This window comes from Oscillatoria sp. FACHB-1407 (assembly GCF_014697545.1).
Lineage (GTDB): Bacteria > Cyanobacteriota > Cyanobacteriia > Elainellales > Elainellaceae > FACHB-1407.
Map to the genome: position 1 here is coordinate 274,123 of NZ_JACJSA010000007.1, position 23,611 is coordinate 297,733.

The following is a 23,611-nucleotide window of genomic DNA, read 5'->3' on the forward strand; positions in this document are numbered from 1 at the left end:
TCTGAGAACGGAGAGGGAGGGATTCGAACCCTCGGTACCTTTCGGTACACTCGATTTCAAGTCGAGCGCATTCGACCACTCTGCCACCTCTCCAGGCTTTCCTATCTTAGAGGATATTAATCGATTTGTGAAACTTGCCTCCAACCGATCTTAAGTTGATGCCAGTTCCTCCGTCTCTTCAACAACTGGGAAAGGTTGTTGATGAAAGATCTGTTTTGATTTGATAGCAAAGTCTTGATTCAGCCAGACCAGTGCCACTTGAAACACCAACCCATTCTTGAGCGTGACAATCGTAAAGTTTCGCAGGCAATCTTCTTCAGTAGGAATAATGCGTGGTACACAGGCAGCATTGACGTAAACCGTGCCTTTAGAATCCACATGAACCGCCCGCCGAAATTGCAGTTTGGTGTGTCGTAACTGGTGGTGCATATGCCCAAACGCCACTAGGGGAACCACTTTACCCAGTTGGCGGGTTTCAGCGATCGCCTCTTCAAAGTCAGGATCACCATGATCACCGCCAATCGGTTGCCAATCCTTACCACAGGGATCTTCCGGTTGGTCGCCTAGCCCCGTTGGCCCACAGTGCCCCAGATAAAGGATGGTGTCGGATGCGGTTTGTTGAGCGGCACCCACAATTTTCTCAACGGATTCTTGAAAGCTGGTTACACCGTAGCGATCGCGGTAAAACTCATCATGTTTCCAGCTTGAGCCACCCCAGCTAAAGGGACGCGCCCCTACAACGCTTAACCCCAGGTGAGGCAAATCCAGTTTTCCATAGCCCACATGCGCTTCGCCCAGCAGATCCAACTGTTGCTGCACCCGATCTTCAACGGTGCGATCGTAGGGGCACTTGCTTCTGCCCCAATCGGTTGCTGTGTACCAGGCGTCGTGATTGCCCAAAATAGCTGCCTTGGGAATTGAGAGATTGGCGATCGAGCGCACCAGGTTAACCGCTTCGTTACCAAAATCGCCCACCAGCAACACCAGATCGACACCGAGCCTCTTCAAAGCACGTTCATCGTCCCGATCCCACTGGTCATGAACATCGCCAACCACAGCGATCGTGACAATGTGATCCTGCTGCTCGGCTTCCCGTTGATTACTCATACCTGTTTGTTTGCACGTCCTTTTCCAGAATAGGCAATTTTGCTAAACGGTGCTTACCTTTCTGGGCATAGCAACGGCAGAAGGCAAGTAGATAGGAGCTACTTGAGATAATATTTCTTTGTCATAGAAAATAACTAAGGACTTGACATCCCTTTACAGGACTTGTAGTATTTGTAGTATGAATATTACAAGCTTGATTTTAAGCAATGCCGGATAACTGATTTCTGTCGCTTCCCTGTTAGCTAATCGTGGAGATGCTCAGGAAGCCCTGAATCAGCCAAAGATCATCCCTGCACCAACTTCTCGGAGAAGCGATCGGCATGGGTCAGCCCCCAACTCATGCTCCGGCACACTCTTAAAAACGATAAAGGATGAGGGATGAAGGATAAAAGCCGAGCTGTTTCTTAAAGTCTAGCTTTATTACTTTTGAAACTTTCTTGCCCTCATCCCTTATCCTTCAGCCTTTATCCTTTAGCTCTCTTGTTGCAACTCCTCCAACCGAGCCAGTACCTCAGCACTGTGAACGGCAGGATTGACTCCTAAGAATCGCTCACGCAGGATGCCCTGTGGATCAATGATGTAGGTGTGTCGCAGGGAGGCAACCCCCAACCAGGAACCGTAGGCTTTGCTGACGGAACCGTCTGTGTCGGCAAGGAGGGGAAAGCGCAATCCTTCAGAGTCACAAAACTCAGCATGAGAATCGACATCATCGGCACTGATGCCCAAAATTTCAGTGTTGCGATCGCGATACTTTGGCAGGTCTTGCTGAAACCGACGCGCCTCAAGTGTACAGCCAGAGGTAAAGTCCTTGGGATAGAAGTAAACGACGACCCATTTACCCTGATAGTCGCTGAGGGAAATTTCGCCATCCCCAACATTGGTGGGCAACGTAAACGCAGGCGCAGGTTCATTAAGTGGGGGTTGGGTGCCGCCCAACGCAAACGCCGGGGCGATCGCTCCTAGAGAACAGAGAACAGCAATGCAGCCAATCCACACTGCTTGTAGTAAGGCACGACGACTCAGCATAGAGATTTAAATGTAAGAGAAATGTTGCGAAATGTTTCAGCAACTTTAATGTACCACTCGCCAAGGCTGCATCGTCAAATGAAACTGGGCGTTGCTGGATGTAGGTATGATTTCCAAAAACTGACTACTGCTGTACGGACGTTTCGCGAAACGCCCCTACGAAATTCATACGTTGGATCAGCAATCCCGAAACTGCGTATTGTCTTACCAACAGGCGACTCCTGCCTCCTGACCTTTGCCTCTTGATTCCTGACCCCTGCCTCCTGACCATTAACTATTGACCATTAACTATTGACCATTGACTATTGACCATTGACTCCTGACTCCTGACCATTAACGACTCCAAACTCCTTCAGTGCAGGCAAAAAGTTACGGTGTTCGTGCTCTGAGCGACTGAGTTTAATCAAAGCAAAGCGTTGATCAGGGGCGAGCATTGCCCATTGGGGTTGAGACAGAGAAACGCTGAGTTCCGTGGCTCGCTCTTGCACGCTTTGAGGAATGGTGGTGGGATCATTCCACGCTGGAACAGGATCGATCGCCAAGTCGGTTGCGATTTCGCCTGTCCGGTCTTGAATGAGATGTTGCAGAGTTGCTCGATAGGCTGCAATGTCCGCTTCGTTGTCACAGGGGAGATCAAGCAGTTGTTGGCGATCGCTTACTGTAAATTGGTTCCACTGAGGAAGTTTGAGCTTGATACCGCAGGTGTCGAGCTTGAGACGCACTCGCATAGGAATACACCGTAGAGAGTCGGCAAAATCTGCCTCAAATTGAAATAAGTTAGACGACTGAGACGGTTCCATGAGCGATTAGATGGCATGGATTTAGGTAATTTATTTCAGGTTAAATCGCTTTGGTCTGATCGAGTGCAAATCCATGGAGCCAACGAGGAACTGCTTCTGATACCCTTTGGAAGTGATACGCTTCAAATATCATTCACCACAACATGATTTATGAACCGTCCCACAGGGGTCACTATTCTTGCGGTGCTCCAAGCAATCCTGAGTTCTATAACGTTAATCATTGGAGTTGGGGTTCTGGTCTTTAAAGACCAGTTTCTACAGATGTTGGTTGAAACCCCTGAATTTCAACAATCGGGTGAAACTATTCCCCCAGAGGTTCTCTCTGGAATTGCAACCTTTACGGGAATTATTGTCATCATCAGCGGATTAATTGGTCTGCTGTTAGCCTATGGTCTATTCAAGCTGTATGGTTGGGCGTGGATTGTGACCCTTGTCTTTCAGATTTTGGGCATTTTAAGCAACCTGTTTGGACTGTTCACCGCGCCGGCAAATGCTGGGTGGACAGTCATTCAGTTGGTGATTTCTGGCGTGATTGTCTATTACCTGCTACGACCACAGGTCAAACGTGCCTTTGGGCAATAGCTCGTTCTAATAGACATCCATATATTCGTTAGTTTCCCAATCGGTGAGATGGTCGTGAAACCGAGCTAGCTCAAACTGCTTGACTGTGCTGAACAGGTTGCAGAAGTCCTGCCCCAGCATCGCCTGCATCTCAGAATCTGCTGCCAGTGCCTCTAAAGCCGCATCCAACGTCTGCGGGAATTTGGGCAACGAGGGATCGTCTTCACTGGGACCATCCACCATGGGCTGTAGCTCACGCTCATTCTGAATTCCCAGAAGTCCTGCTGCCAGTGTTGCCGCTGCCGTTAAGTAGGGATTGCTAATGGCAGAAGCGGCTCGCATCTCCAGGTGCGTGCCTTCGTCGCCTGTTGCCTTGACGCGAATCATGGCAGAGCGGTCTTCGATGCCCCAACTGATATTGGAGGGAGCAAAGGTGTGAGGTTTGAGGCGACGATAGCAGTTTGGGGTGGGTCCAATAAATGGCAACATTGCCGGAGCATGGTCAAGAATGCCTTGAATAAAAGCTCGTGCAGTTTTGGAAAGCCCATGTTCCGCAGTGGGATCTAGAAAGACGTTGGCATCGGTGTTGCGATCCCACAGGCTGAGGTGGAAGTGGCAGCAGGAGCCCGACATCCCAGCGAAGGGCTTTGACATGAAGGTGGCATGGTAGCCCAACCGATGAGCAACTTCCTTAACAGCATTTTTGAAAGTAAAGGCTTTGTCTGCGCCCAAAATACCTTTTGACGCACCGTAGTTGATCTCAAACTGGGAAGGCGCGTATTCGCAGTTGTGAGTGATGATATCTACGCCTGACCCCCGCAGGTATTCCAGGATTTGATCGATTTCTGGAACGTATTGGTTACGGATGTGGTTGAAGATGTGTAAGCCATCGAAGATGGGTTTTTTCTCAGCCGTTAACAGATAAAACTCAAACTCGTGACCCATCATCACGTCGAACCCCAGATCTGCTGCTTTTTGCAGGAGGGTTTTGAGGACATAGCGGGGAGCCACGGTGAGGGGTTCTTCTCGGCTCCAGTAGGGGTCGCAGATGACTTTGGCGGTGTTGTCGAGCCAGGGAACTGGGGTGAGACTGTCGAGATCGGGGAAGATCAGATGGTCGCGATATTTGCGTTCACTGTGGTAACCGGAGTTTGGTACGACCATTGAAGCTGTATCGAGTGCCAACGTGCCACCGTAAAAGTTCAAACCTTTGCGGGTGTAGCCTTCGACCTTGTCGATGGGGATGACTTTGAGGCGAGAAACCCCGTGTAGGTCGGGCAACTCAAACCGGACGTACTCAATCTTCTGTTCCTTCAGTTGCGCAATAAATTGGGCGATCGCATCTCCCCCATTGACTTGTTGATCCTCTCGTAACTCTCCGGTTGGCACCATTTCCATCACCATGGCGATCGCTCCTACTGCAACTGCGCTACTAGATCTCTAATTGAGACTCCTGCAAAAAGTTGAGTTGTTGAGTATCGAAGGCTACCGTTGAATAGTTATTTCTGACTCAGGAAGTGAACCAGTGGCTCAAACACGGGCACTAAATCGGGTTGACTCACCACCAGCGTAGGGAACGATCGCTTGCCGTAGTCTTGTCCCGGTTTGAGAGGAAAGATGGGTTCTGATTCCAGGGGGTGCCATACGGCTCCGGCAGCTTGTATGATTGCCCAGATCGCCGCGATATCCCAGATTCTAGGGGTGGCTTCCACACCGCCCAACGTCGCTCCGGCAGCAACGGTTAGCAAGTTGTACGTGGCAACTCCCAACATCCGGATCTTACAAGGAAAAGGGTTTTTCAGTACGGCGATGCTGCGAGCACAGAGGCTAAAGAAATGGTTGGGGCTGATGGCATCCGCACTGGCATGAATCGGCTGACCATCCAGAAAGGCTCCGGTGGGCCCGGTTAAACCGGAATCACCATACCAGAACCCGTGAAAGGACTGACCCAACGGGGGCAGATGCACATAGCCAAACACGGGAGTGCCGCGATACAGCAATCCCAGGGACACCGCCCAAAGAGGTAAGCCACGGGCAAAGTTAGTGGTGCCATCCACCGGGTCGATAACCCAGCACCACTCCGTATCTGGAAAGATGTGAGCCACTTCTTCACTCAAGACCCCATGCTCTGGAAAGGCAGTGGCGATCGCCCCGCGTAGCTCTTCATCTGCCCACTGGTCGGACTGGGTGACTAAACTACCATCGGCTTTTTCCGATGCTGTTGCCTGCCCAAAGTCCTGGAGCAGTTGCGCTCCCACGCGATGGGTCGTGGTTTCAGCGAAGGTGAGAATATCTGTCCAAAAATCAGCCATCCAGAGTCCTTATTTAATCCATTTCAGCTTCGAGTACAGTGGCGATCGCCTTTTGTGCATTGGTCTGGAACTCCTGCACGTTGACCCGACGCAGCAGCCAGATTGCCAGCAGCATCACCGCCGCCTGTGCGCCAAAAACCACCGAATATGCCAGCACTGGATTAGGGGTTAGTTGCCGACCCAGATCTAAAAATGCGCCTCCGGCGATCGTAGACATACCTCGTGCCAGGGCTTGCGCCAATCCCCACGCGCCAATAAACGTGCCTGCGGTTTCCGCTGCGGTTAAATCGAGCATCAGGGTCACCGCTCCAGTTGTGGTTACACCGGATGCCAAGCCAAACACGAGCAATGCTGCAATCAGGGGAGCCGAGTTTCCGGTAAAGCCTGCCAACACTACCCAAATTAGGGAAATGGTTGTCAAAATGCATCCCCACTTGGCGGTATTGCGTTTACCAATGCGTGGAGCTAACAAAAAACCAGCACTACTGATGCCGATTAACGTGCCAATACCCCAGAAAGAGGTGAGCATTGCCGTGGAACCAATGGGCATGTTGAACACATCGGCTCCGTAGGTTTCCAGGACAGGGTCTTGCATGAAAAGCCCCATTGTCATGGCAATCAGAAACGTGAAAAAGACTTGCGTTTGGCGGTTAGCTGTCAAAATGCGCCATGCTCGACCAAAGGTAATCTGGTCTTTGTTATGCACCTGACCCACCCGCAAGGCATAGCGAGAGTAAGTCTTCTCCACGTTCCAGGTGGCGATCCACGCTAAACCAAAGACCACCAGCGGAATAATCAGGAATAGACGGTTAATCGCCGCCTGCAAGACTTCCAATGGGGCATCCAGTCCGACTCGTCTGAGCAAAATACCGATGACAATGCCACCAATGCTGGTTCCTGCGATCAGCATTGACCAATCCACCCCGACGATGCGAGAACGGTCTTCTTCATCAGTGACATCCACCAGCAAGGTTGCAAAGGGAGTCGAGGAGGCACTTACCGCCATGCCATATAGCGCAAACAAAACGGCGAGGAGGGCAGTCCAGGCATAGGTGACACCTGTCCATCCCTGGGTTTGCAAATTGCTCCCGACCTGCCACATCACCTGCACCGCAATAAACGCAATGATTGCCATAGAAGCTGCGCCAATTAATACATAGCCTGTGCGATGCATTCCCCACAGAGGTTTGGTGTCAGACAGTTGCCCAAACCAGACTCGTGCCGGAGCCACAAACAGAGTCAATGCCAGAATGACCGTGGCGAGGGTTGCGGGCACTCCTAATTCTCGGATCAAAACCCGGTTGAGCACCCCAAACACCATGACTGACATCATTCCCAGACCCAGTTGGAATAGCCCTAACCGAAACATGGTTAGTAACGTTGTTTTGGGTATTTCGCTGAGGGTATTGGCGCGTGGTAGGTTTGTCTCTGAATTACCGATTGTCATGGCGAAATCCAACCTTAGAGCGATCGCTGTGAACAGTCTTCTCCTTCTTTAGGATAAAGGTTGAAAGGCACTGTGGTTAATTGCCCCTGAAACTCAGGAGATAGCGATACACTGAAGAATATTAAGTTGTGTAAAGCTTGACCCATGCAAACCCTCACTCTTGGCGCAACCGGCCCTACTGTTCCCCCGCTCTGCATCGGCACCTGGGCATGGGGCGACAAACTGTTTTGGAGCTACGGCAAAGATTACAACGCTGACCAGCTACAGGGGGCGTTTGATGAGGCGATCGCCTCTGGTGTGAATTTTTTCGACACGGCTGAAATCTACGGCTTTGGTGAGTCAGAGAATCTGATCGGACAGTTCATGCAGCGATCGCAGCAACCTGTCTACATTGCAACTAAATATTTTCCAGTGCCGTGGCGGTTTACGGCAGATGCCGTCGCCGCTGCCCTCACCGCCAGTCTGAGACGGTTGAAGCTGCCCACGGTGGATTTGTATCAGGTACACCAACCCTTCGGCTTTCTCATGTCGCAGGAAACCTTGATGAATGCCCTTGCCGATGAGGTGAAGCAGGGCAGAATCAAAACCGTTGGGGTGAGTAATTATTCCGCTGCACAGATGCGTGAGGCACACGAGTTGCTGGCGAAGCGGGGCGTTCCCCTGGCGGTGAATCAGGTGCAATACTCTCTGCTGGCGCGGCAGATTGAGCGTAATGGCATCCTGGATACGGCTCGTGAGTTAGGTATTACGATCCTGGCTTATAGTCCATTGGCGCAGGGTTTGCTGACGGGCAAATACACCGCTGAGAACTATACTGAACCGACAGGGGCGCGTCGCTTAAACCCCCGCTTTAGCCAGGAGGGATTAACGAAACTGACTCCGGTGCTGAAGGTGTTGCAGGAAGTGGGCGATCGCTACCAGAAAACTCCTGCTCAGGTTGCCCTCAACTGGTTGATTGCTCAGGGCAATGTGATTCCCATTCCAGGGGCAAAAACGGCAGAGCAGGCACGGCAAAATGCTGGCGCAATGGGTTGGTCAATGACCGATGAGGAGAGAGCACAAATTGATCAGGTGACTCGCGATTGGTAGCGATCTCTGACTTCTCGAACCAACCGGAGAGCTAGAACTTACGAGCCATAGCCAGAGGCGATCGCGTCTCCAATATTTTATTTGGAGAGAGATAGCCATCCTATTTGATTCATGAAGAAGTCTGAGATATGTCAATGGTCAATGGTCAATCGTTGCTGGTCAATCGTCAATGGTCAATCGTCAATGGTCAATAGTCAATGGTCAATAGTCAATCGTTGCTGGTCATACACAAATGGCGAATGCCGAATGCCTAATGAAAGAGTAGGTTTCACGATCGATTTAGGACTGCTATAGCTTTTGCCGGAAAGCTTAAGGCAGAGGCAATGGCTCAAATCCTGATGCTGGGGAAGCTTCCTGACTTGCCTCTGCCCCATCGAATGTGGCTACGGCTATAGATCCGTGATATAGCTGGAGAAGGCAGAGAACGGGCAGCATTGCAGGAGTCAGACGATGAAACTCTTCACGGATTGGGGGTTTACCAGACAAGGATGGCGGCAGGGGCAGCGAGGTGAGTATTGGGTAGTGGCGCAGGCTGTGCTGTTCATAGCGATGTTTTTTGTGCCTGTCTATCAACCTGTGCCGATTTCCCTGGAGCCAGTGGCACGGTATGTCCTGTGGGCGATCGCCCTTGCTCTGGGGCTATTTGCCCTGATTTTGCTCCTCAAAGGCTTGCTCGACCTGGGTAAAAGTCTGACTCCACTTCCCTATCCCCGTGAGGATGGTCAACTGGTGCAAACGGGAGTTTACGGCATCGTGCGCCATCCCCTCTACAGTGGTTTGATTTTGGGTGTTCTAAGTTGGGCAGTGTTTAACCTCAGTTTGTCTCACGCGATCGCCTCTCTGGTGTTCTTTGTCTTCTTCAATGCCAAAGCCAATCAAGAAGAACAGTGGCTCAGTGAGAAGTATCCGGACTATGCGGCTTATCAGCAACGAGTTAAGAAGTTGATTCCGTGGGTGTATTAAAAGCAGTAGTTGGAGGGGTGAAGGCTGGGCCACGCCCCGCAAGGGGGTGATAGGTGAACCGTAAAGACGTGATGATGGAAGTTGAGGAAATATTTCGGCAATTCCTATAGCATCTTGCCCGCGAGCGAGACGCTCGCACTTCTATGACCAGATAATTGTTTAACCTTCGTTATCCCCCACTCCCTTACCCCCCACTCTCCACTCCCTCACTCCCCTACTCCCCCTCACGGCAGATGAAGTTTCTGTATTTCTTGAAAGAGGCGATCGCTCACTGCAATAAACTTATGTATAATTGCTTAAGAAATGAAAGGGAGTAGCTGCTGGTTTATCAGCCCATCTGAATCAACATACTGGGGATGACCCTGGTTCAGATGACAGAGCTACTACTGGATGTTGAATCATTTGATTCCTGCCAGTAGTCTCTGGAAGCGAGACTTTCACTGAGTCCACAGTTGGGTGGGCTTGGTGGAGTGTCAGCCAGCACCCTCATCAAGTTCGCCCAAAACGCCACGTTATATTTGGGGAGAGCTTTGAGGGAATGCTAACTGCTTTTACGGCTGGTCTTTTGTTAATTACGGTGTCGGAGTTGGGCGATAAAACGTTCTTTATCGCGGTTGTGTTGTCGATGCGTCACTCACGCTGGCTTGTCTTTACAGGAGTTGCAGCGGCACTGGCAGCGATGACGATACTATCCGTTGTGATGGGACAGGCGATCGCGTTTTTGCCAGCGTTGTGGGTTGACATTGCCACCATTGCCCTGTTTGCCATCTTTGGTTGCAAGTTACTCTACGATGCCAGTCGTATGCCAGATAGACCGGGTGTGACGGAGTGTCAGGAAGCTGTTGAGATGGTAGACAAATCCATCATCAATCGCCGGAAGCAACAGTGGGGCGTTTTTGCGGAGGCGTTTACTCTGACGTTTCTAGCCGAGTGGGGCGATCGCACCCAATTTGCGACGATTGCACTGGCAGCGGATCAGTCGGCTCTGGGAGTAACGCTGGGAGCGATTTTGGGACACATGATCTGTGCGGCGATCGCGGTTCTGGGGGGATGCTTGATTGCCGGACGCATTTCAGAACGCACAATCACGGGTTTGGGAGGTGCGCTGTTCCTGTTATTTGCGGCGATCGCCTGGGTCGAGTTGCAGTGGGTTTAGGCCGATCCTGGCAAAACCAAAATAGCGTAGGGGCATGACATGTCACGCCCCTACACGATGTTGATATATCAATCTGAATGCGATCGGAAGTTAAGCCGCAGCTAACCCGTAAGCTGACATCCGCATGATGTCGCGAGTGGTAAACCCGATGTTGCTCAGAGCTTCGCCATAGCTGATCATGAAGTCTTCAACTAGGGCTTCTTTTTCCATGCCCAATTCATGAGCATCGTGCTCAACCTGGTTCAGCATGCGCCATACCAGAGGTAGGTTTTGGCGGTTTGCCTCTTCCAGTTCTGCCTTAGACTCTTCAAAGTTGGCTTTCAACCACTCTTCCCCAAAATTGAGGTGGAGATATTCGTCTTTGACAACACCCTCTGTGATCTTGCGAGCAAAGTCATCTGCTACAGGGATGTAGATGTTGTAAGCCGAGATTGCAAAACACTCGATGATGAGGGATTGAATCAGTAAGCAAGTCACAATTTTGCCAGTCGCTGCCGCTTCCTGGAAGTTGCGATGCAAATCAGCAAAAAACTCACGAGCAAATTCCATATCTGGATCGACTTCTAAGTTCCGTCCACAGGCTTGAAAGCCCTTCTTGTGACGGCTCTCCATCTTAGACAGGCTGATCAGTTGATCTTTGTCATTTGGAAGAAGCTCAGCGAGACGCTGATAATTTTCAAAAGCTTCTTGCTCGCCTTCAATTACAATCGCATTAATTCGACTATAGGCGTCTTTGTAGGCTTCACTGCGAAAGTCAATATCTGAGATAACCTCAAGCTGCGGCATAACTCCATCGTCTCCTGGCTAAAAATGTGCCGATTACGACAACACAAAAATGGCTAGATATTCCTATATTTCTAATCTATACCCTACTGGGTGTAAGCAGAAATTTACAAGCGGTCTGAACTTATCAAACTCAATGATTTCTATTGCCCATTTCAATACGTGCGATCGCGGCACCCTTCATCTATGAATGTTAATGCTAACACTCCACCAGACCTTCGTGCCGGAACAAACCTCTCAATTCCCTGGCAGGACTGGCTCAGTCTCGTTTTGCTGTGGGTTGGGGCTGGGGTGGTGTTGCTTCCCTTATTCGTTGTATTTCTGACGTCGTTGACCCCCTCCGGTATGGTGTCTAATCTCAATGTTGGATCAACCACAGGCTGGACATGGGCAAACTATCGCGAAGCCTGGGAGAGGGGCAACTTTTTGTTGGCATTTGCTAATTCAACCCTCGTGGCACTGGCAGTGACTGCGCTGCAAATTTTGACCTCAGCCCTAGCGGGATATGCTCTGGCTCGGTTTAAGTTTTGGGGACGGCAAGCTGTTTTACTGATTGTGCTGGCGACGCTGGTGATTCCCTTTCAACTGCTGGTAATTCCGGTCTTTCTGGTGCTGAAGTGGGGACATTTGATTAATACCTATGCGGCTTTGATTTTGCCCACAGCCGCAAATGGCTTTGGCATTTTCCTGATGCGGCAGTATTTTCAGACGATCCCAGTGGAGTTGGAGGAAGCCGCAGCGATCGACGGGGCAAATCGGCTACAGATCCTCTGGCGGGTGATGTTGCCGCTGGCACGTCCGGCTCTGGTGACGCTGTTTCTGTTTACCTTTATTGCCGAATGGAACGATCTGTTCAAACCTCTGGTGTTTACCACTCGACCTGAGTTGCGGACAGTGCAGCTGGCTCTGGCAGAGTTTCAAGAGCAATTTACCAACAACTGGTCATTGATGATGGCAGCAGTCGTGATTGCAACTATTCCCGTTGTGGTGTTGTTTTTGGTGGGGCAACGGCAATTTATCCGAGGCATTGCTGCTACTGGGATCAAGAATTAAATCTCCTATCCCTCTAGTTCAGGCAGAATCTGTAGGCGAATCGTGCGGGAGAAGCTGTTGCCTTCGGGGTCACCCAGTTGCAATTCCAGAATGTTGCCGGATAGGGAGCCGAGACTGTTGAGGAGCGATCGCAAATGGGGAGTGCTGGCTCCGCTATCCAGGTAAACCCGCTCTGAAAGGTTATTGAGTCGCTTCCAGGTGGTGTAGAGTTTAGCCATCAACTGTTCTAGCTGAGCGGCATTGTTTACCAGATCAGCAGTTGAGTTGAGACAGCCAACCCGCAACGCTTCCTCCAGAGCAGACTCCAAATCGATGGCATTTTGGTCTAAGGTTTGCACCTGAGCCGCTGCGCTGATGTATTTAGCAAGATAGCGGGCTTCGGCAGTGACTTGTTTGAGGGTGTCTACATCGGGGTTCTCAGCGACTTCTTCCTGCAAGAAGGTCTGGTGGGCAGGGGGCAGTTTTTCCAGTTCCCGCACAAAGGGAGCAACGTAGCGCGTAGGAATGGTGTTGTTGGCTGCTTTTTCTTTAAGCTCGTCTGGCAATAAATCTGATGACATGGCAACCCACTCATCCGAAAGTTGACGCACCTCACGCCGGGTAATGCGATCGCCCCGGTGCGCGGCATCACTGACCATCTGTTGCACTTCTGGGGCTGATTTGGCGGTTTCTACAAAGGCGCGTTTGCTGAACTGGTTCACGTCCTCCGGTTCTAACATACCCCCCTCTATTAACGTGTCAGCACTGTCTGCCAACTCAATCAGCGAGTAGGCTTGGCTTTTGCTAATTTCTCGATCTTTAAGCCAGTTGAGAAACCCCGTTCCCCGACCGTCGCTACTGCGCTTTTCGCGATCGCGCACGGTTCTCAAAATCCGCCCACGCCAGATGTCTGTCTGGAGATCAAAGCGATCGCACACCAACCAGGCAGTTTCAATCTGCTTTTGAAACTCATGCTCTGAAATGTCTTCGTCGTCGGGATCGGGCAGTTGAAATTGCAGCTCTAATTCTGGTTCTACGCCAGCAGGGGTGATATCACGGGTAAATTGAGTTGCAACCATTCCAGCATTCAGAAAAACAGTCGCATCATTATGACATGAAGGAGAAGGATAAAAAATGAAGGATAAAGGATAAAAAATGAAGGATAAAACTTAGAGGATAGATGGGAACTTTACTCCCTATTCCCCACTCCCTATTCCCCACTCCCTCTTATCCTTCCTGTAATCCTCTCAACCGAAACAGCAGAAACTGAGTAATTTGGTCGTCGTTGAAGTTGTTGTCACTGGCGACAATGAGACTCCGGGTGCCATCGGGTAGTTGTGGTCCTAGAGTCAACCCCTCCAGGTTGTCGAGGGGAATGTCTAGAGTGCTCAGGTCAAGTAATAGTTGCTTGCGGATGGGTTGGATGCCTTCAACATCGCCACTGAGGGTAGAAATGCCGGAGATATCGGTTGCTCCACCCGTTGCCAGTTGAAAGATTTTGGCATTCAGCCCGCCGATCCCATAAGATCGCTCGATGCTAAGGAAATGCCCTGCCTGATCGAGGGTGAGAATCTCGGTCAAGCCATTGGCGATCGCCCCTTCGGGGAGTGGCTCAACGAGATACAGGTGCTCGGAAATCAGCGTGGAGCGTTCGTCCCCAACCAAATAGTGCAGAAAACGAGAGCGAGTCGGCTGTGGTTCTGTCGAATCTGGGTCAGGTTCTGCAATGTCTTGTAGCAAGGCTGACTCATTGGCAGCAAATAGGCGAAATGGCTCTAACCAGGTAGGGCTATAACCGCCCGGATTGAGGGTCAACCCCTCAAAGCCCAGGTTGTCTTGAATTCCCTGTGGTTGATCATCCACGGTTTTAGGGGTGTATCGCTCTGGAATCTGGAGGCTTCCCTTGTACTGCCCCGTGGTTAAATCAAACTCCTGAATGAAGGGACTCACCCCATCACGGGCAACCCCTTCACTAGCAATAAATACGGACTGGCGCGGCGAGAGGGCAATGCCTTCGGGGTCAAGGCTATTAGGAGAATAAGTTGCCCCGGTTTGATCCTTCAGGGTCGTAACGCCTGTAATTTCTACTCCGTTAAAGCGGGGTTGCCCTGCCTCATCTGCCCCGATATCCAGTTTCAGAGTGTAAAAGCGGGCAGGGTTGATGCTGCTGCGATCGTCTGATACCGCATAGAGGCGATCGCGCTGGCGGTCATAGGCGATTCCAGACAAGCCTCCCACGGTTGTGTTCTCAAAGGTGTCAACGGGCAACTCGTACGCACCCAAAAAATCTAGCGATAGATCGAGAAAGAGCCGATCTTCTGCATTGACACGCGGTAAGGCACAACCTGTGAAGCAAAACAACAGCAACCCTAGCGTGAGTAGCTTGAGCAGAGATGGCAGACGACGCAATGGCATAGCGAGGGGGGTAGAGGGGTAGGGAGTAAAGGGGGGAGGGCAGAGATGCAATTAATTCTGCACTCAAAGAGGCAAAAAAAAGACCCTTACCAAAGATGGTAAGGGCATTTCAAGCCGAAAAAAGGAGGCGATCGCTAGAGGATGTAGAGGATCAGGAAGAGAACGATCCAGACCACATCCACAAAGTGCCAATAAATCTCGGCAGCTTCTACGCCAAAGTGGTGTTCGCTGGAGTAGTGATCTTTTTTGAGCGATCGCACCAACACAGCAGCAATTAACCCGATTCCACAGAGGACGTGTAACCCGTGAAAGCCAGTTAATACGTAGAAGGTGCTGGCAAACAAATTGGTTTTTAGCCCAAACTCCAGGTGGCTATATTCGTAGATCTGACCCGCCAGGAAGATCGCCCCCATAATAGCGGTCAATCCAAACCAGAGACGCAGTCCTTTAACGTCATTCTTTTTGACCGCAACATCTGCCTGGTGGATCACAAAGCTACTGGAGATCAGAATCACCGTGTTGATGCCGGGTAACAGCAACTCTAGTTCTGGGGTTCCCTCTGGAGGCCAGATTGGTGCAACGAGGCGAAACGTGAAATATGCAAGGAACAGCCCTGCGAAGATCATCGTTTCCGCAATCAGGAAGACAATCACCCCAAACAAACGGTGGTCTGGATGCGCCTCATGATGCGCGACGGTCGCCTCGTGGTGATAGTTTAGTGCCGTCTTGGTTGGATCAATGGTTGAACCTTGCATAAACCTCAACTGTGATGAGTGGACTACTAAATCCTTTGTGAGACAAGGGGCTTAAGCTCCTTGTTAGAAGTGGGAACGCAGTTTGAAGGACCCTGCATTAACTGCCTGCACGCGCCTCTTCAGGAGGAATAAAGCCAGGTGGCGATTCGACGTTTGTCTCTTGTTCTTCAGCATCGACTTCAGGGTTGCGATCGCCCATTCCATAGTCATAGGGACCACTGACCAATACGGGCGTTACCTCAAAATTTTCGATGGGAGGTGGAGAGGTTGTCATCCACTCCAGGGTCAAACCGCGCCAGGGATTGTTACCTGCCTTCTCGCCATACAGCCAACTCCAGACCGCATTCACCAGGAAAGGAATGGTAGATACCGCCAAAATGTAAGACCCAACTGTACAGATCATGTTCAGATCCGCAAATTTGGGGTCATACATGGCAACACGACGGTTCATCCCCAACAAGCCCAACTCGTGCATGGGCATAAAGGTGAGGTTCATGCCAATGAAGGTCAAGACAAAGTGAACAATACCCCAGGTTTCGTTCACCATACGTCCTGTCATCTTAGGGAACCAGTGGTAGACGGCAGCGTAGATGCCAAACACACTGCCACCAAACAGCACGTAATGAATGTGTGCCACCACAAAATAGGTGTCGTGGACGTGGATGTCAAAAGGCACTGATGCCACCATGACTCCAGTGATGCCGCCAATGACAAACATCGAGATAAAGCCCAGTGCAAATAACATCGCACTGTTGAGGCTGATTTTGCCGCCCCAAATTGTGCCCAGCCAACCAAAGACTTTGATCCCTGTTGGCACCGCGATTACCATCGTCGTGATCATGAAGAACATCCGCAACCACGCCGGGGTGCCGCTGGTAAACATGTGGTGCGCCCACACAATCAAGCCCAAAAAGCTAATGGCGATGCTGGAATAGGCGATCGCCCGATAGCCAAACAGAGGTTTGCGGGAATGCACTGGCAAAATCTCAGAAATCGCACCAAACAGCGGCAAGATCATAATGTAAACCGCTGGGTGGGAATAAAACCAGAACATATGCTGATACACAATTGGGTCGCCGCCCCCGGTCGGGTTAAAGAAGGCAGTTCCCGCCAGCAGGTCAAACGCCAACAAAATCAATGCGCCTGCCAATACAGGAGTGCCAATTAAGATCAGCCCAGAGGTTGCCAGCATCGACCAGCAAAACAGCGGCATGTCATTGATGCCCATCCCGGGAACGCGCATCCGCAAAATGGTCACTAAAAAGTTGAGTGCTCCCAAAATAGAGGAGGTTCCTAACCCCAGCAACCCCAAAATCCAGATACCTTCACCCACTTTGCCCGATACCAGACTCAAGGGGGGGTAGGATGTCCAGCCCGCTTGTGGCGGTTCCAAAAAGAAGCTCAGAACCAGTGCCAATCCTGCCGGAACGATCATCCAGAAGGCAACCCCGTTGAGCTTGGGGAATGCCATATCCTTTGCCCCTACCATCAGGGGAATCATATAGTTTGCCAATCCGGCTCCGGCAGGAATAATCCACAGAAAGATCATAATAGTGCCGTGCAGGGTCAACATGCCGTTGTAAACATCAGGGGCAACCAGATCAGAGGCGGGTGTTGCCAACTCGGTACGAATGGCGGTCGCCAATGTACCCCCAATCAGATAAAAGAAGAAAGCCGTTACCAGGTATTGAATACCAATCACCTTGTGATCGGTGCTGAATAAAAAATACTCCCACCACTTGCGTTCCGGTGGTGTTTCATGAACCACAGGCGGCGTTGCGGTGGATTGCCATTCTGCTTGAGTCATACGTGCTGGGTTCTCGTGATATTAAATGGCTTGTCAGGGCAAGTTTAGAAAGTACAAAATCTCAGGGCGTGACCGAGGGATGTGTGTGTAGTTGCGCCAGAGCTTCAGGGGAAATCGCTTTGCCCATCGTGTGATCCACAATTGGGGTTAAGTAGTCTGCTTCTGAGCGGTCTTCCGAACGCATTGCCACTACTTGAGCAGTGTTGTCATTGCTGGCGACCTGTTGTTGTAACCAACCGTCAAACTCATCAGACGAGTGAACAAACAACTTGGCAGCCATTGCACCGTGATAAGGACCACACAACTCAGCGCAGACAATGGGGTATTCTCCCTCTCGCGTCGGCTTAAAGCGCAGCTCTGCGTCACGTCCTGGAATCGCGTCTTGCTTGAGGCGAAACTCTGGCAACCAAAATGCATGAAGCACGTCCTGCGCCTTGATGTTCAACTGCACCTCTTTGCCAACAGGGACGTGAAGCTCACCCGTTGTAACGCCGCTCGCAGGATAGGTAAAGATCCAGGCATATTGCAGCCCCATCACGTCAACCACTAAATCGGCTGCTCTGCCCTCGTCAGCAGGCATTGCCCCAATTCCCAGTGCCATGTGGTGATGTCCCGGCATTTTAGGTTTGGGAGATGCAATTAAACCTGTCGCTTCATCACCGGGCACCATGGCAACCTGAGCTACTCCTGGGTCAAGGGCTGCGTTGGGGTCAAAGCCACCCAGGCGATTGTAGACCTCAAAGCTGTAAACCCCAATCACCAACACAACTACAGCCGGAATCGCAGTCCAGACAATCTCTAACGGGATATTGCCATGAATCGGTGGACCGTCAGCCTGATCACCAGCGCGACGACGGAACTTAAATACAGAAATAACCAGAATGCCTTGTACGAGTAGAAAAAGTCCGACGGACACCGTCATCATCGTGTTAAACAGCCCATCAATAATGGCAGCTTCTTCTGAAGCGGCTATGGGCAGCAAACCGTGATTTTGTCCGTACCAAATGCTAACTAGCGTCAAGGCGATGCCAGCCAACATTGTGAGGATATTACTTGGAATGTTCACGGCTAAATTAAATTACCTAATGCTTCTTACCACGTTAGAACAGCAAATCAATTCAGACCAATTCAGATCAACAAAAAAGACCTATCTTTAGGAATTTCTTTAGGATCAGGGAGCTTTTTTACCTCTATTTAGTGATGATAACTACAACCGGAAAGGAAACGTGTATTTATGTAAACAAGCTGAAACAAATATAAATTATCATTTCTAATTTCTTCTTTAAGAAATAAGTGGGACAATCCGAAGATTTTCTAAAAGCTCTGTCAATTCTGAATAGCATCACTAAAGTAGTAAAAAGTAGCGATTAAATTACCTCGTTCGCTAGCTGAAGTTACGGCTCGGCTTGAGATTAACTTTAGTGTTTTTTAATGTTTGATGCGTAATGAATTTCTATTTGTTTGGAGGCACGGAGAATGACTGATTCTGTGATTCATCAACGTGCCTTAGATGCAGGTGATATTACTCGCTCTTCAGAGGTTTTAAGACCTGTTGATCACATTCGAAAGTTGATCTGGAAAATTGCGATCGCCACCCTAATTTTGATGGCAATTGGCAGCGCAACACGGGTCATGAACGCTGGGCTTGCCTGCCCAGACTGGCCCCTTTGCTATGGCACGTTGTTTCCCAGTCAACAGATGAATTTCCAGGTGTTTTTAGAGTGGATTCATCGTCTGGATGCCGCATTAATCGGACTGATGGCGATCGCTCTGGTGGGTTTGAGTATCTGGTATCGCCAAGACTTACCGCAATGGACACCCTGGGGAGCAAGTTTTGCCCTGTTCCTAATTGTGTTTCAGGGGATCTTGGGTGGGTTGACTGTCACCGAAATGCTGCGGTTTGACATCGTGACTGCGCACCTCGGCACTGCCCTCCTGTTTTTTATGACCCTGCTGATCATGGGTACTGCACTGATGCCTTATCAAGGGACGGGTACTGCTGGACGGTTACCGTGGATTAGTTTCAGTGCCGCGTTGCTGATTTATTTGCAAAGCCTCACAGGTGCTCTCGTCGGTTCACAGTGGGCACTGCATCAATGTCTCTCGATCGCCCAACTATGTAGCGTGATGAACAGTCACCTCGTAGGTGTGATGCCCACCAGTGTCATGGTGATTATCCTGGTGACGCTGGCATGGCGCACCCCTGCGCTGCACCCGGTGCTACGACAACTTGCTAATAGTGCCGCTGGGTTGCTCCTGATGCAACTTGTGTTGGGGGTCTCCACATTTCGATTACACCTCCAGGTCGAGTTGTTGACGGTGGCGCACCAGTTTGTGGGAGCCGCTCTTTTAGGCACCCTGATCTGTTTCACAATTTTGGGTTGGCGTGATAGCAGCCAGAGTAAAACTGCCTTCCGTCATGCTCTGGAGAGCGTTGAACCCTAACGTCTGCTGAAATCTCACCTTCACTAGACCCGTTCAGTGTCTTGTTCGCTCAGCTCCTCAAATCTATCTATCGTGCTTTGACCAGCCCTAAAACTCATCACTCGTTAGGAATTTAAGCTGATGCATGAAACCGCTTTTGCCGGAACAACTCGCCACCATCGCAACTTCTGGCAAGTCATTCAGAGTTACTGGCAACTCACCAAACCCCGCATTATTGTCTTGTTGTTGATCACGACCGCAGGCAGCATGTGGATTGCTGCAAAGGGAGAAGTTGATCCCCTCTTGCTGATCGTGACTTTGTTGAGTGGTGCGCTGGCTGCCGCCTCAGCCAACACAATTAACTGTCTCTACGATCGCGACATTGATTATGAGATGGAACGCACTCGCCATCGCCCCTTGCCATCTGGTCGTGTGCAGCCCCGTGACGCACTCATTTTTGCGATCGCCCTGGCTTTGATTTCCTTTTCGCTACTGACGGTCTTTGCCAACTTGTTGAGTGCGATGTTAGCAATGTCTGGCATCGTCACTTATGTTCTGGTCTACACCCACTGGCTCAAACGCCACAGCACTCAAAACATTGTGATTGGGGGTGCGGCGGGTGCCATTCCGCCATTAGTCGGTTGGGCTGCTGTCACTGGCGACTTGGGTTGGGCAGCCTGGGTATTTTTCGCCATTATCTTTTTCTGGACGCCACCCCACTTCTGGGCACTGGCGATGATGATTCGAGAAGATTACGCTAAAGTCGGTGTGCCGATGCTCCCGGTGGTCGTGGGCGAGGAACCAACCGCTCGACAAATCTGGATTTATACCCTGTTGCTAATTCCTGTGACGCTGTTGCTGGTCTATCCCCTGCATACGATGGGTACGGTCTACATGGCGATCGCCCTCCTTCTGGGTGGCATCTTTGTTGCCAAAGCGTGGGCACTACTCCAGCAACCGACTGATTTGGGTCTGGCGCGATCGCTGTTTAAGTACTCCATCTTTTACATGATGCTGTTGAGTGCAGGAATGGCGATTGATAGTCTACCCATCACCCACCAACTCACGGCTGTAGCCGCTGACTATCTCAACACCTGGGTCAGCACGGTTGCCAGCATAATGATGGGATAAGACGTAAGGCAAAAGGCTGAGGGATGAAGGATTAAGTCATCAAAGCGCGATCGCTTTTTTCTCTTCGCGGCTCATTCTCATCCCTTATTCTTTTCTCTTAGCGTTTATCCTTCATCCCTTATTCTTTTCTCTTAGCCTTTATCTCTTAGCGTTTATCCTTTATCTCTTAGCCTTTTTTATCACTCCGTTTCCCCAGGTGGCAAAGATGGAGGGCTAGCCTGAGGGATTGGTCTGAGGATCGGCACGGGGGGCAGTCGGTAGCTGGGGATAGGGGGTAGCGGCACGATGAAAGTAGGTAGCGGCGGCAGCCCGCTATCAGTCCCTAGATCCGTTGCCAGTCCACGCCGCTGAATCGAGTTCAGATTGCTCACAGGATTGCCCGCCAAACGCACGTAATAGAGTCGCCTCAGCGATCGCAACGGGGCTACATCACGAACGCGGTTGTTGCGCAGGTCTAAAAAGCCCAAGTTGGAGAGCGATCGCAAGGTCGTAATGCTTGAGATGCGGTTGTTGTTCAGGGCAAGTACCTCAAGACGAGTCAGCGATCGCAATGGGTTCAGATCAGCAATTTGGTTCTCACCCAGTTGCAACTCGTTCAGATTGACCAGAGGCTGCAAATGGCTCACATTGGTGATGCGATTGCGGTTCAAGCTGAGGGTTTGTAACTGAGTCAGCGATCGCAACGGAGTGACATCTGTAATCTGGTTATGATTGAGCCTCAGTGTTTCCAACTGGGTTAGCGATCGCAATGGGGCAATATCAGTAACTTGATTGTTTGCTAAGCCCAACCCGGTGAGTGCTGTGAGGGATTCCAAACCGTTGACGCGGGTGATGCGATTCTCACCTAAGTTGAGAAAGGTGAGACTGGTCAGCGATCGCAACGGAGCGGGATCAACAATTTGATTGTTATTGAGCGAAAGGTTCGTCAATTGGGTCAATGCCCCCAAGGGCGTGACGTCTGTAATCTGGTTGCGTTCTAAGCCCAGTGTGGTGAGTTGCGTTAAGGATGCCAGGGGACTGACATCTGTCACCGCATTACCCCGTAACCGGAGATGTTGTAACTGGGTCAGCGTCGCGATGGGAGCCAGGTCAGTGACCTTACAGCCCTCCAGACTCAACACTTGCAGGTTGGTCAGGGGGGTGAGTGGACTCAAACTCGTAACATCGTTTCCACTCAGGTGGAGTTGTGTTAATGCTGTTAAAGAGCTTAACGGGGTCAAATCTTGAATTCGGTTGTCTTTGAGGCTCAGAGAAGTCAGTTGAGTTAATTCAGCTAGAGGCGCAATATCAACGATGTTGCTGCTGTTCAACTCCAAAGTTGTGAGATGGGTTAGCGATCGCAGTGGGCTGAGATCTGCAATGCGATTGTTATCGAGATACAGTGCTCTGAGATTGGTCAGAGGCTCTAGAGGACGCAGATCAGTAATTTCAGTTTGACCATCCCTAAAGTAAGCCGTCATCGGTCTGCCCGAAGAATTAAAGGGAGTTGGGTAACTCAACAACGGGAGTGGTGGTAGGAGCGGAGGCAGAAGGGGGACGGCAGAGAATTGTGGAGTTGAGTTTGTGGCTTGTGCCTCTTGTTGTTGGCGTAAATACAGGACATACGGGTTCAGCCTGAGATCGAGCGTTACCTGTTCAGGAGCCATTAACCGTTCGTTGGCTTCTGTGCAATCCGTTGTGCCAACCGCTCTCAGCAATGCATTCACTGTGTCTCTTGCAGCCTGATCAATATTGGCGCGATAAAGACACCATTCTTCAAAGGTTTCAAACGCTTCAGGGGCGACAGGTTGCGCCAAAGTTGGTAATTCAGCCGAGAATACAGCCACCAATGACAGACAGGTCGCTCTCAATTGCACATGGATGTGAGGCATAGATTTCTATCAGATCAACAGGCATGAAACCCTAGTTGATAACACCCTGCGATCGCCTCTTTCCTGAAAACCGCTTAGCCCTTGATCCTGAGTAATTGGCTGACCTCGTCCCAATTTAAAAAGTCCTGTAACAAAGCAGAGTATCCTGCCACATTGGGGTGTAGCCCATCAGCACAGAGACGCGATCGCCACCACGACTCGCCTCGTGACAACCACAGATCAAACAAGTCCAGGTAAGGAATCTCTCGCTCTAAACAGGCTAGTCGAGTTGCCTCTTTGTATTGATGTTGGTCGGCATGATTGTAATAGAGCAAATCTGAGAAAGGCATCTTTGTCTCATCCACTGGAGTCATGCCAACAAAGATTACTTGACAGAGCCGCTGAGCCTGATCTAATAAATCAGCCAGGTCTGTCTCAAAATCGTCAAACTCAGTAAAGTTGCGCCCATGCCGTCGCCCTACACGAGCAGAATCATTGACTCCAACCGACAAAATAATCACATCCGGAACCCGGTGTCGCAGTTCTCCGCGATGGCGGAACTCATCCTCAAGCCGTCGTGCGACATGGCGCACCCCATCTCCGCGCACACCCAGGTTATAGAGCACATGCCCTACACTATCGGCTGCCATCCACTGGCGGCGCAACCGTTCCACCCAACCCCCTCCCTCCGGGTCGCCAAAACCATAAATCAGACTGTCTCCAAGCGCAACCAGTCGCAGGGGTTGAAGTTGATTGGGCGCGAGGAGCGATGACTGACTGGATTGACCAACTAAGGTTTGCATGGAGGAAAGTTGTAAAACGAACTACAAAAAAGATTCACCCTTGAAGGGACTTTAGCATCCAGTGTAAAACTTTTCAATTCTTCGCATATTGCAAGAAAACTACAGTCCCATATTCGTTTTCTACTATCAAAGGGACAAGAAACCAGGAAA

Annotated in this window: 22 protein-coding genes and 1 tRNA gene; 8 read left to right on the top strand and 15 right to left on the bottom strand. The window is 50.6% G+C overall.

The window, feature by feature from the left end:
* Positions 1 to 8: 8 nt before the first annotated feature.
* The 4 genes from H6G89_RS14235 to H6G89_RS14250 all read right to left on the bottom strand — a co-directional run bounded on the left by H6G89_RS14235 (position 9) and on the right by H6G89_RS14250 (position 2,933).
* Positions 9 to 93 (bottom strand) — tRNA-Ser (locus tag H6G89_RS14235).
* Between the two features lie 57 nt (positions 94 to 150).
* Positions 151 to 1,107: a TIGR04168 family protein gene (locus tag H6G89_RS14240; RefSeq protein ID WP_190507296.1), complete on the bottom strand. Its 957-nt coding sequence runs from the start codon at positions 1,105 to 1,107 to the stop codon at positions 151 to 153.
* 471 nt (positions 1,108 to 1,578) lie between these two features.
* Positions 1,579 to 2,133, bottom strand: a complete 555-nt coding sequence (locus H6G89_RS14245; protein WP_190507298.1) for a peroxiredoxin — start codon at positions 2,131 to 2,133, stop codon at positions 1,579 to 1,581.
* A gap of 302 nt (positions 2,134 to 2,435) precedes the next feature.
* Positions 2,436 to 2,933 (bottom strand): nitrate reductase associated protein, encoded by a 498-nt coding sequence (locus tag H6G89_RS14250; protein ID WP_190507300.1) that lies wholly within the window; start codon positions 2,931 to 2,933, stop codon positions 2,436 to 2,438.
* A gap of 150 nt (positions 2,934 to 3,083) precedes the next feature.
* Between H6G89_RS14250 and H6G89_RS14255 the strand changes: the two genes are divergently transcribed.
* Entirely contained in the window at positions 3,084 to 3,515 is a 432-nt protein-coding gene (locus tag H6G89_RS14255) for a hypothetical protein (protein WP_190507302.1), read from the top strand.
* Between the two features lie 6 nt (positions 3,516 to 3,521).
* Here the strand turns inward: H6G89_RS14255 and H6G89_RS14260 are convergent, their stop codons facing one another.
* From H6G89_RS14260 to H6G89_RS14270, 3 genes are all read right to left on the bottom strand, one after another.
* The gene (locus H6G89_RS14260) at positions 3,522 to 4,898 is read right to left on the bottom strand and encodes a glutamine synthetase family protein (RefSeq protein ID WP_199336709.1); all 1,377 of its coding nucleotides are present in this window, start codon (positions 4,896 to 4,898) and stop codon (positions 3,522 to 3,524) included.
* 95 nt (positions 4,899 to 4,993) lie between these two features.
* Positions 4,994 to 5,806, bottom strand: coding sequence for an inositol monophosphatase family protein (locus tag H6G89_RS14265; RefSeq protein WP_190507304.1), 813 nt, complete (start codon positions 5,804 to 5,806; stop codon positions 4,994 to 4,996).
* Between the two features lie 13 nt (positions 5,807 to 5,819).
* Positions 5,820 to 7,253, bottom strand: coding sequence for a BCD family MFS transporter (locus H6G89_RS14270; RefSeq protein WP_190507306.1), 1,434 nt, complete (start codon positions 7,251 to 7,253; stop codon positions 5,820 to 5,822).
* 144 nt (positions 7,254 to 7,397) lie between these two features.
* Between H6G89_RS14270 and H6G89_RS14275 the strand changes: the two genes are divergently transcribed.
* The 4 genes from H6G89_RS14275 (at position 7,398) to H6G89_RS14290 (ending at position 10,461) form a co-directional block, all read left to right on the top strand.
* On the top strand, positions 7,398 to 8,342 hold the full coding sequence (locus tag H6G89_RS14275; protein ID WP_190507308.1) for an aldo/keto reductase: 945 nt from the start codon (positions 7,398 to 7,400) through the stop codon (positions 8,340 to 8,342).
* A 111-nt stretch (positions 8,343 to 8,453) separates the two neighbouring features.
* The gene (locus H6G89_RS14280; protein ID WP_190507310.1) at positions 8,454 to 8,636 is read left to right on the top strand and encodes a hypothetical protein; all 183 of its coding nucleotides are present in this window, start codon (positions 8,454 to 8,456) and stop codon (positions 8,634 to 8,636) included.
* Positions 8,637 to 8,792: 156 nt separating this feature from the next.
* On the top strand, positions 8,793 to 9,305 hold the full coding sequence (locus H6G89_RS14285; protein ID WP_190507312.1) for a methyltransferase family protein: 513 nt from the start codon (positions 8,793 to 8,795) through the stop codon (positions 9,303 to 9,305).
* Positions 9,306 to 9,843: 538 nt separating this feature from the next.
* Complete coding sequence (locus H6G89_RS14290) at positions 9,844 to 10,461, top strand: TMEM165/GDT1 family protein (protein WP_190507314.1); 618 nt, start codon at positions 9,844 to 9,846, stop codon at positions 10,459 to 10,461.
* A 90-nt stretch (positions 10,462 to 10,551) separates the two neighbouring features.
* On the opposite strand, the gene H6G89_RS14295 is transcribed toward H6G89_RS14290, so the two are convergent.
* On the bottom strand, positions 10,552 to 11,247 hold the full coding sequence (locus H6G89_RS14295; RefSeq protein ID WP_190507317.1) for an aldehyde oxygenase (deformylating): 696 nt from the start codon (positions 11,245 to 11,247) through the stop codon (positions 10,552 to 10,554).
* A gap of 183 nt (positions 11,248 to 11,430) precedes the next feature.
* On the opposite strand from H6G89_RS14295, the gene H6G89_RS14300 reads away from it, so the two are divergent.
* Positions 11,431 to 12,297, top strand: a complete 867-nt coding sequence (locus H6G89_RS14300) for a carbohydrate ABC transporter permease (protein ID WP_190507319.1) — start codon at positions 11,431 to 11,433, stop codon at positions 12,295 to 12,297.
* Between the two features lie 5 nt (positions 12,298 to 12,302).
* On the opposite strand, the gene H6G89_RS14305 is transcribed toward H6G89_RS14300, so the two are convergent.
* From H6G89_RS14305 to H6G89_RS14325, 5 genes are all read right to left on the bottom strand, one after another.
* Positions 12,303 to 13,355 (bottom strand): hypothetical protein, encoded by a 1,053-nt coding sequence (locus tag H6G89_RS14305; protein WP_190507321.1) that lies wholly within the window; start codon positions 13,353 to 13,355, stop codon positions 12,303 to 12,305.
* A 148-nt stretch (positions 13,356 to 13,503) separates the two neighbouring features.
* Positions 13,504 to 14,691: an esterase-like activity of phytase family protein gene (locus H6G89_RS14310; protein WP_190507323.1), complete on the bottom strand. Its 1,188-nt coding sequence runs from the start codon at positions 14,689 to 14,691 to the stop codon at positions 13,504 to 13,506.
* A 134-nt stretch (positions 14,692 to 14,825) separates the two neighbouring features.
* Positions 14,826 to 15,446: a cytochrome c oxidase subunit 3 gene (locus H6G89_RS14315; protein ID WP_190507325.1), complete on the bottom strand. Its 621-nt coding sequence runs from the start codon at positions 15,444 to 15,446 to the stop codon at positions 14,826 to 14,828.
* Positions 15,447 to 15,543: 97 nt separating this feature from the next.
* Positions 15,544 to 17,253, bottom strand: coding sequence for a cytochrome c oxidase subunit I (ctaD, locus tag H6G89_RS14320; RefSeq protein ID WP_190507327.1), 1,710 nt, complete (start codon positions 17,251 to 17,253; stop codon positions 15,544 to 15,546).
* Positions 17,254 to 17,314: 61 nt separating this feature from the next.
* A complete protein-coding gene (locus H6G89_RS14325; protein ID WP_190507329.1) occupies positions 17,315 to 18,319 on the bottom strand; it encodes a cytochrome c oxidase subunit II in 1,005 nt (334 codons plus the stop codon).
* Between the two features lie 410 nt (positions 18,320 to 18,729).
* Here H6G89_RS14325 and H6G89_RS14330 point away from each other — a divergent pair, with 410 nt between their 5' ends.
* Together H6G89_RS14330 and H6G89_RS14335 are read left to right on the top strand one after the other, a co-directional pair.
* Positions 18,730 to 19,698, top strand: a complete 969-nt coding sequence (locus H6G89_RS14330; RefSeq protein WP_190507331.1) for a COX15/CtaA family protein — start codon at positions 18,730 to 18,732, stop codon at positions 19,696 to 19,698.
* A gap of 120 nt (positions 19,699 to 19,818) precedes the next feature.
* On the top strand, positions 19,819 to 20,808 hold the full coding sequence (locus H6G89_RS14335; protein ID WP_190507333.1) for a heme o synthase: 990 nt from the start codon (positions 19,819 to 19,821) through the stop codon (positions 20,806 to 20,808).
* 179 nt (positions 20,809 to 20,987) lie between these two features.
* Here H6G89_RS14335 and H6G89_RS14340 read toward each other — a convergent pair whose 3' ends face one another.
* Together H6G89_RS14340 and H6G89_RS14345 are read right to left on the bottom strand one after the other, a co-directional pair.
* On the bottom strand, positions 20,988 to 22,679 hold the full coding sequence (locus H6G89_RS14340) for a leucine-rich repeat domain-containing protein (protein WP_190507335.1): 1,692 nt from the start codon (positions 22,677 to 22,679) through the stop codon (positions 20,988 to 20,990).
* A gap of 74 nt (positions 22,680 to 22,753) precedes the next feature.
* On the bottom strand, positions 22,754 to 23,461 hold the full coding sequence (locus tag H6G89_RS14345; protein ID WP_190507338.1) for a GDSL-type esterase/lipase family protein: 708 nt from the start codon (positions 23,459 to 23,461) through the stop codon (positions 22,754 to 22,756).
* Positions 23,462 to 23,611 lie beyond the last annotated feature (150 nt).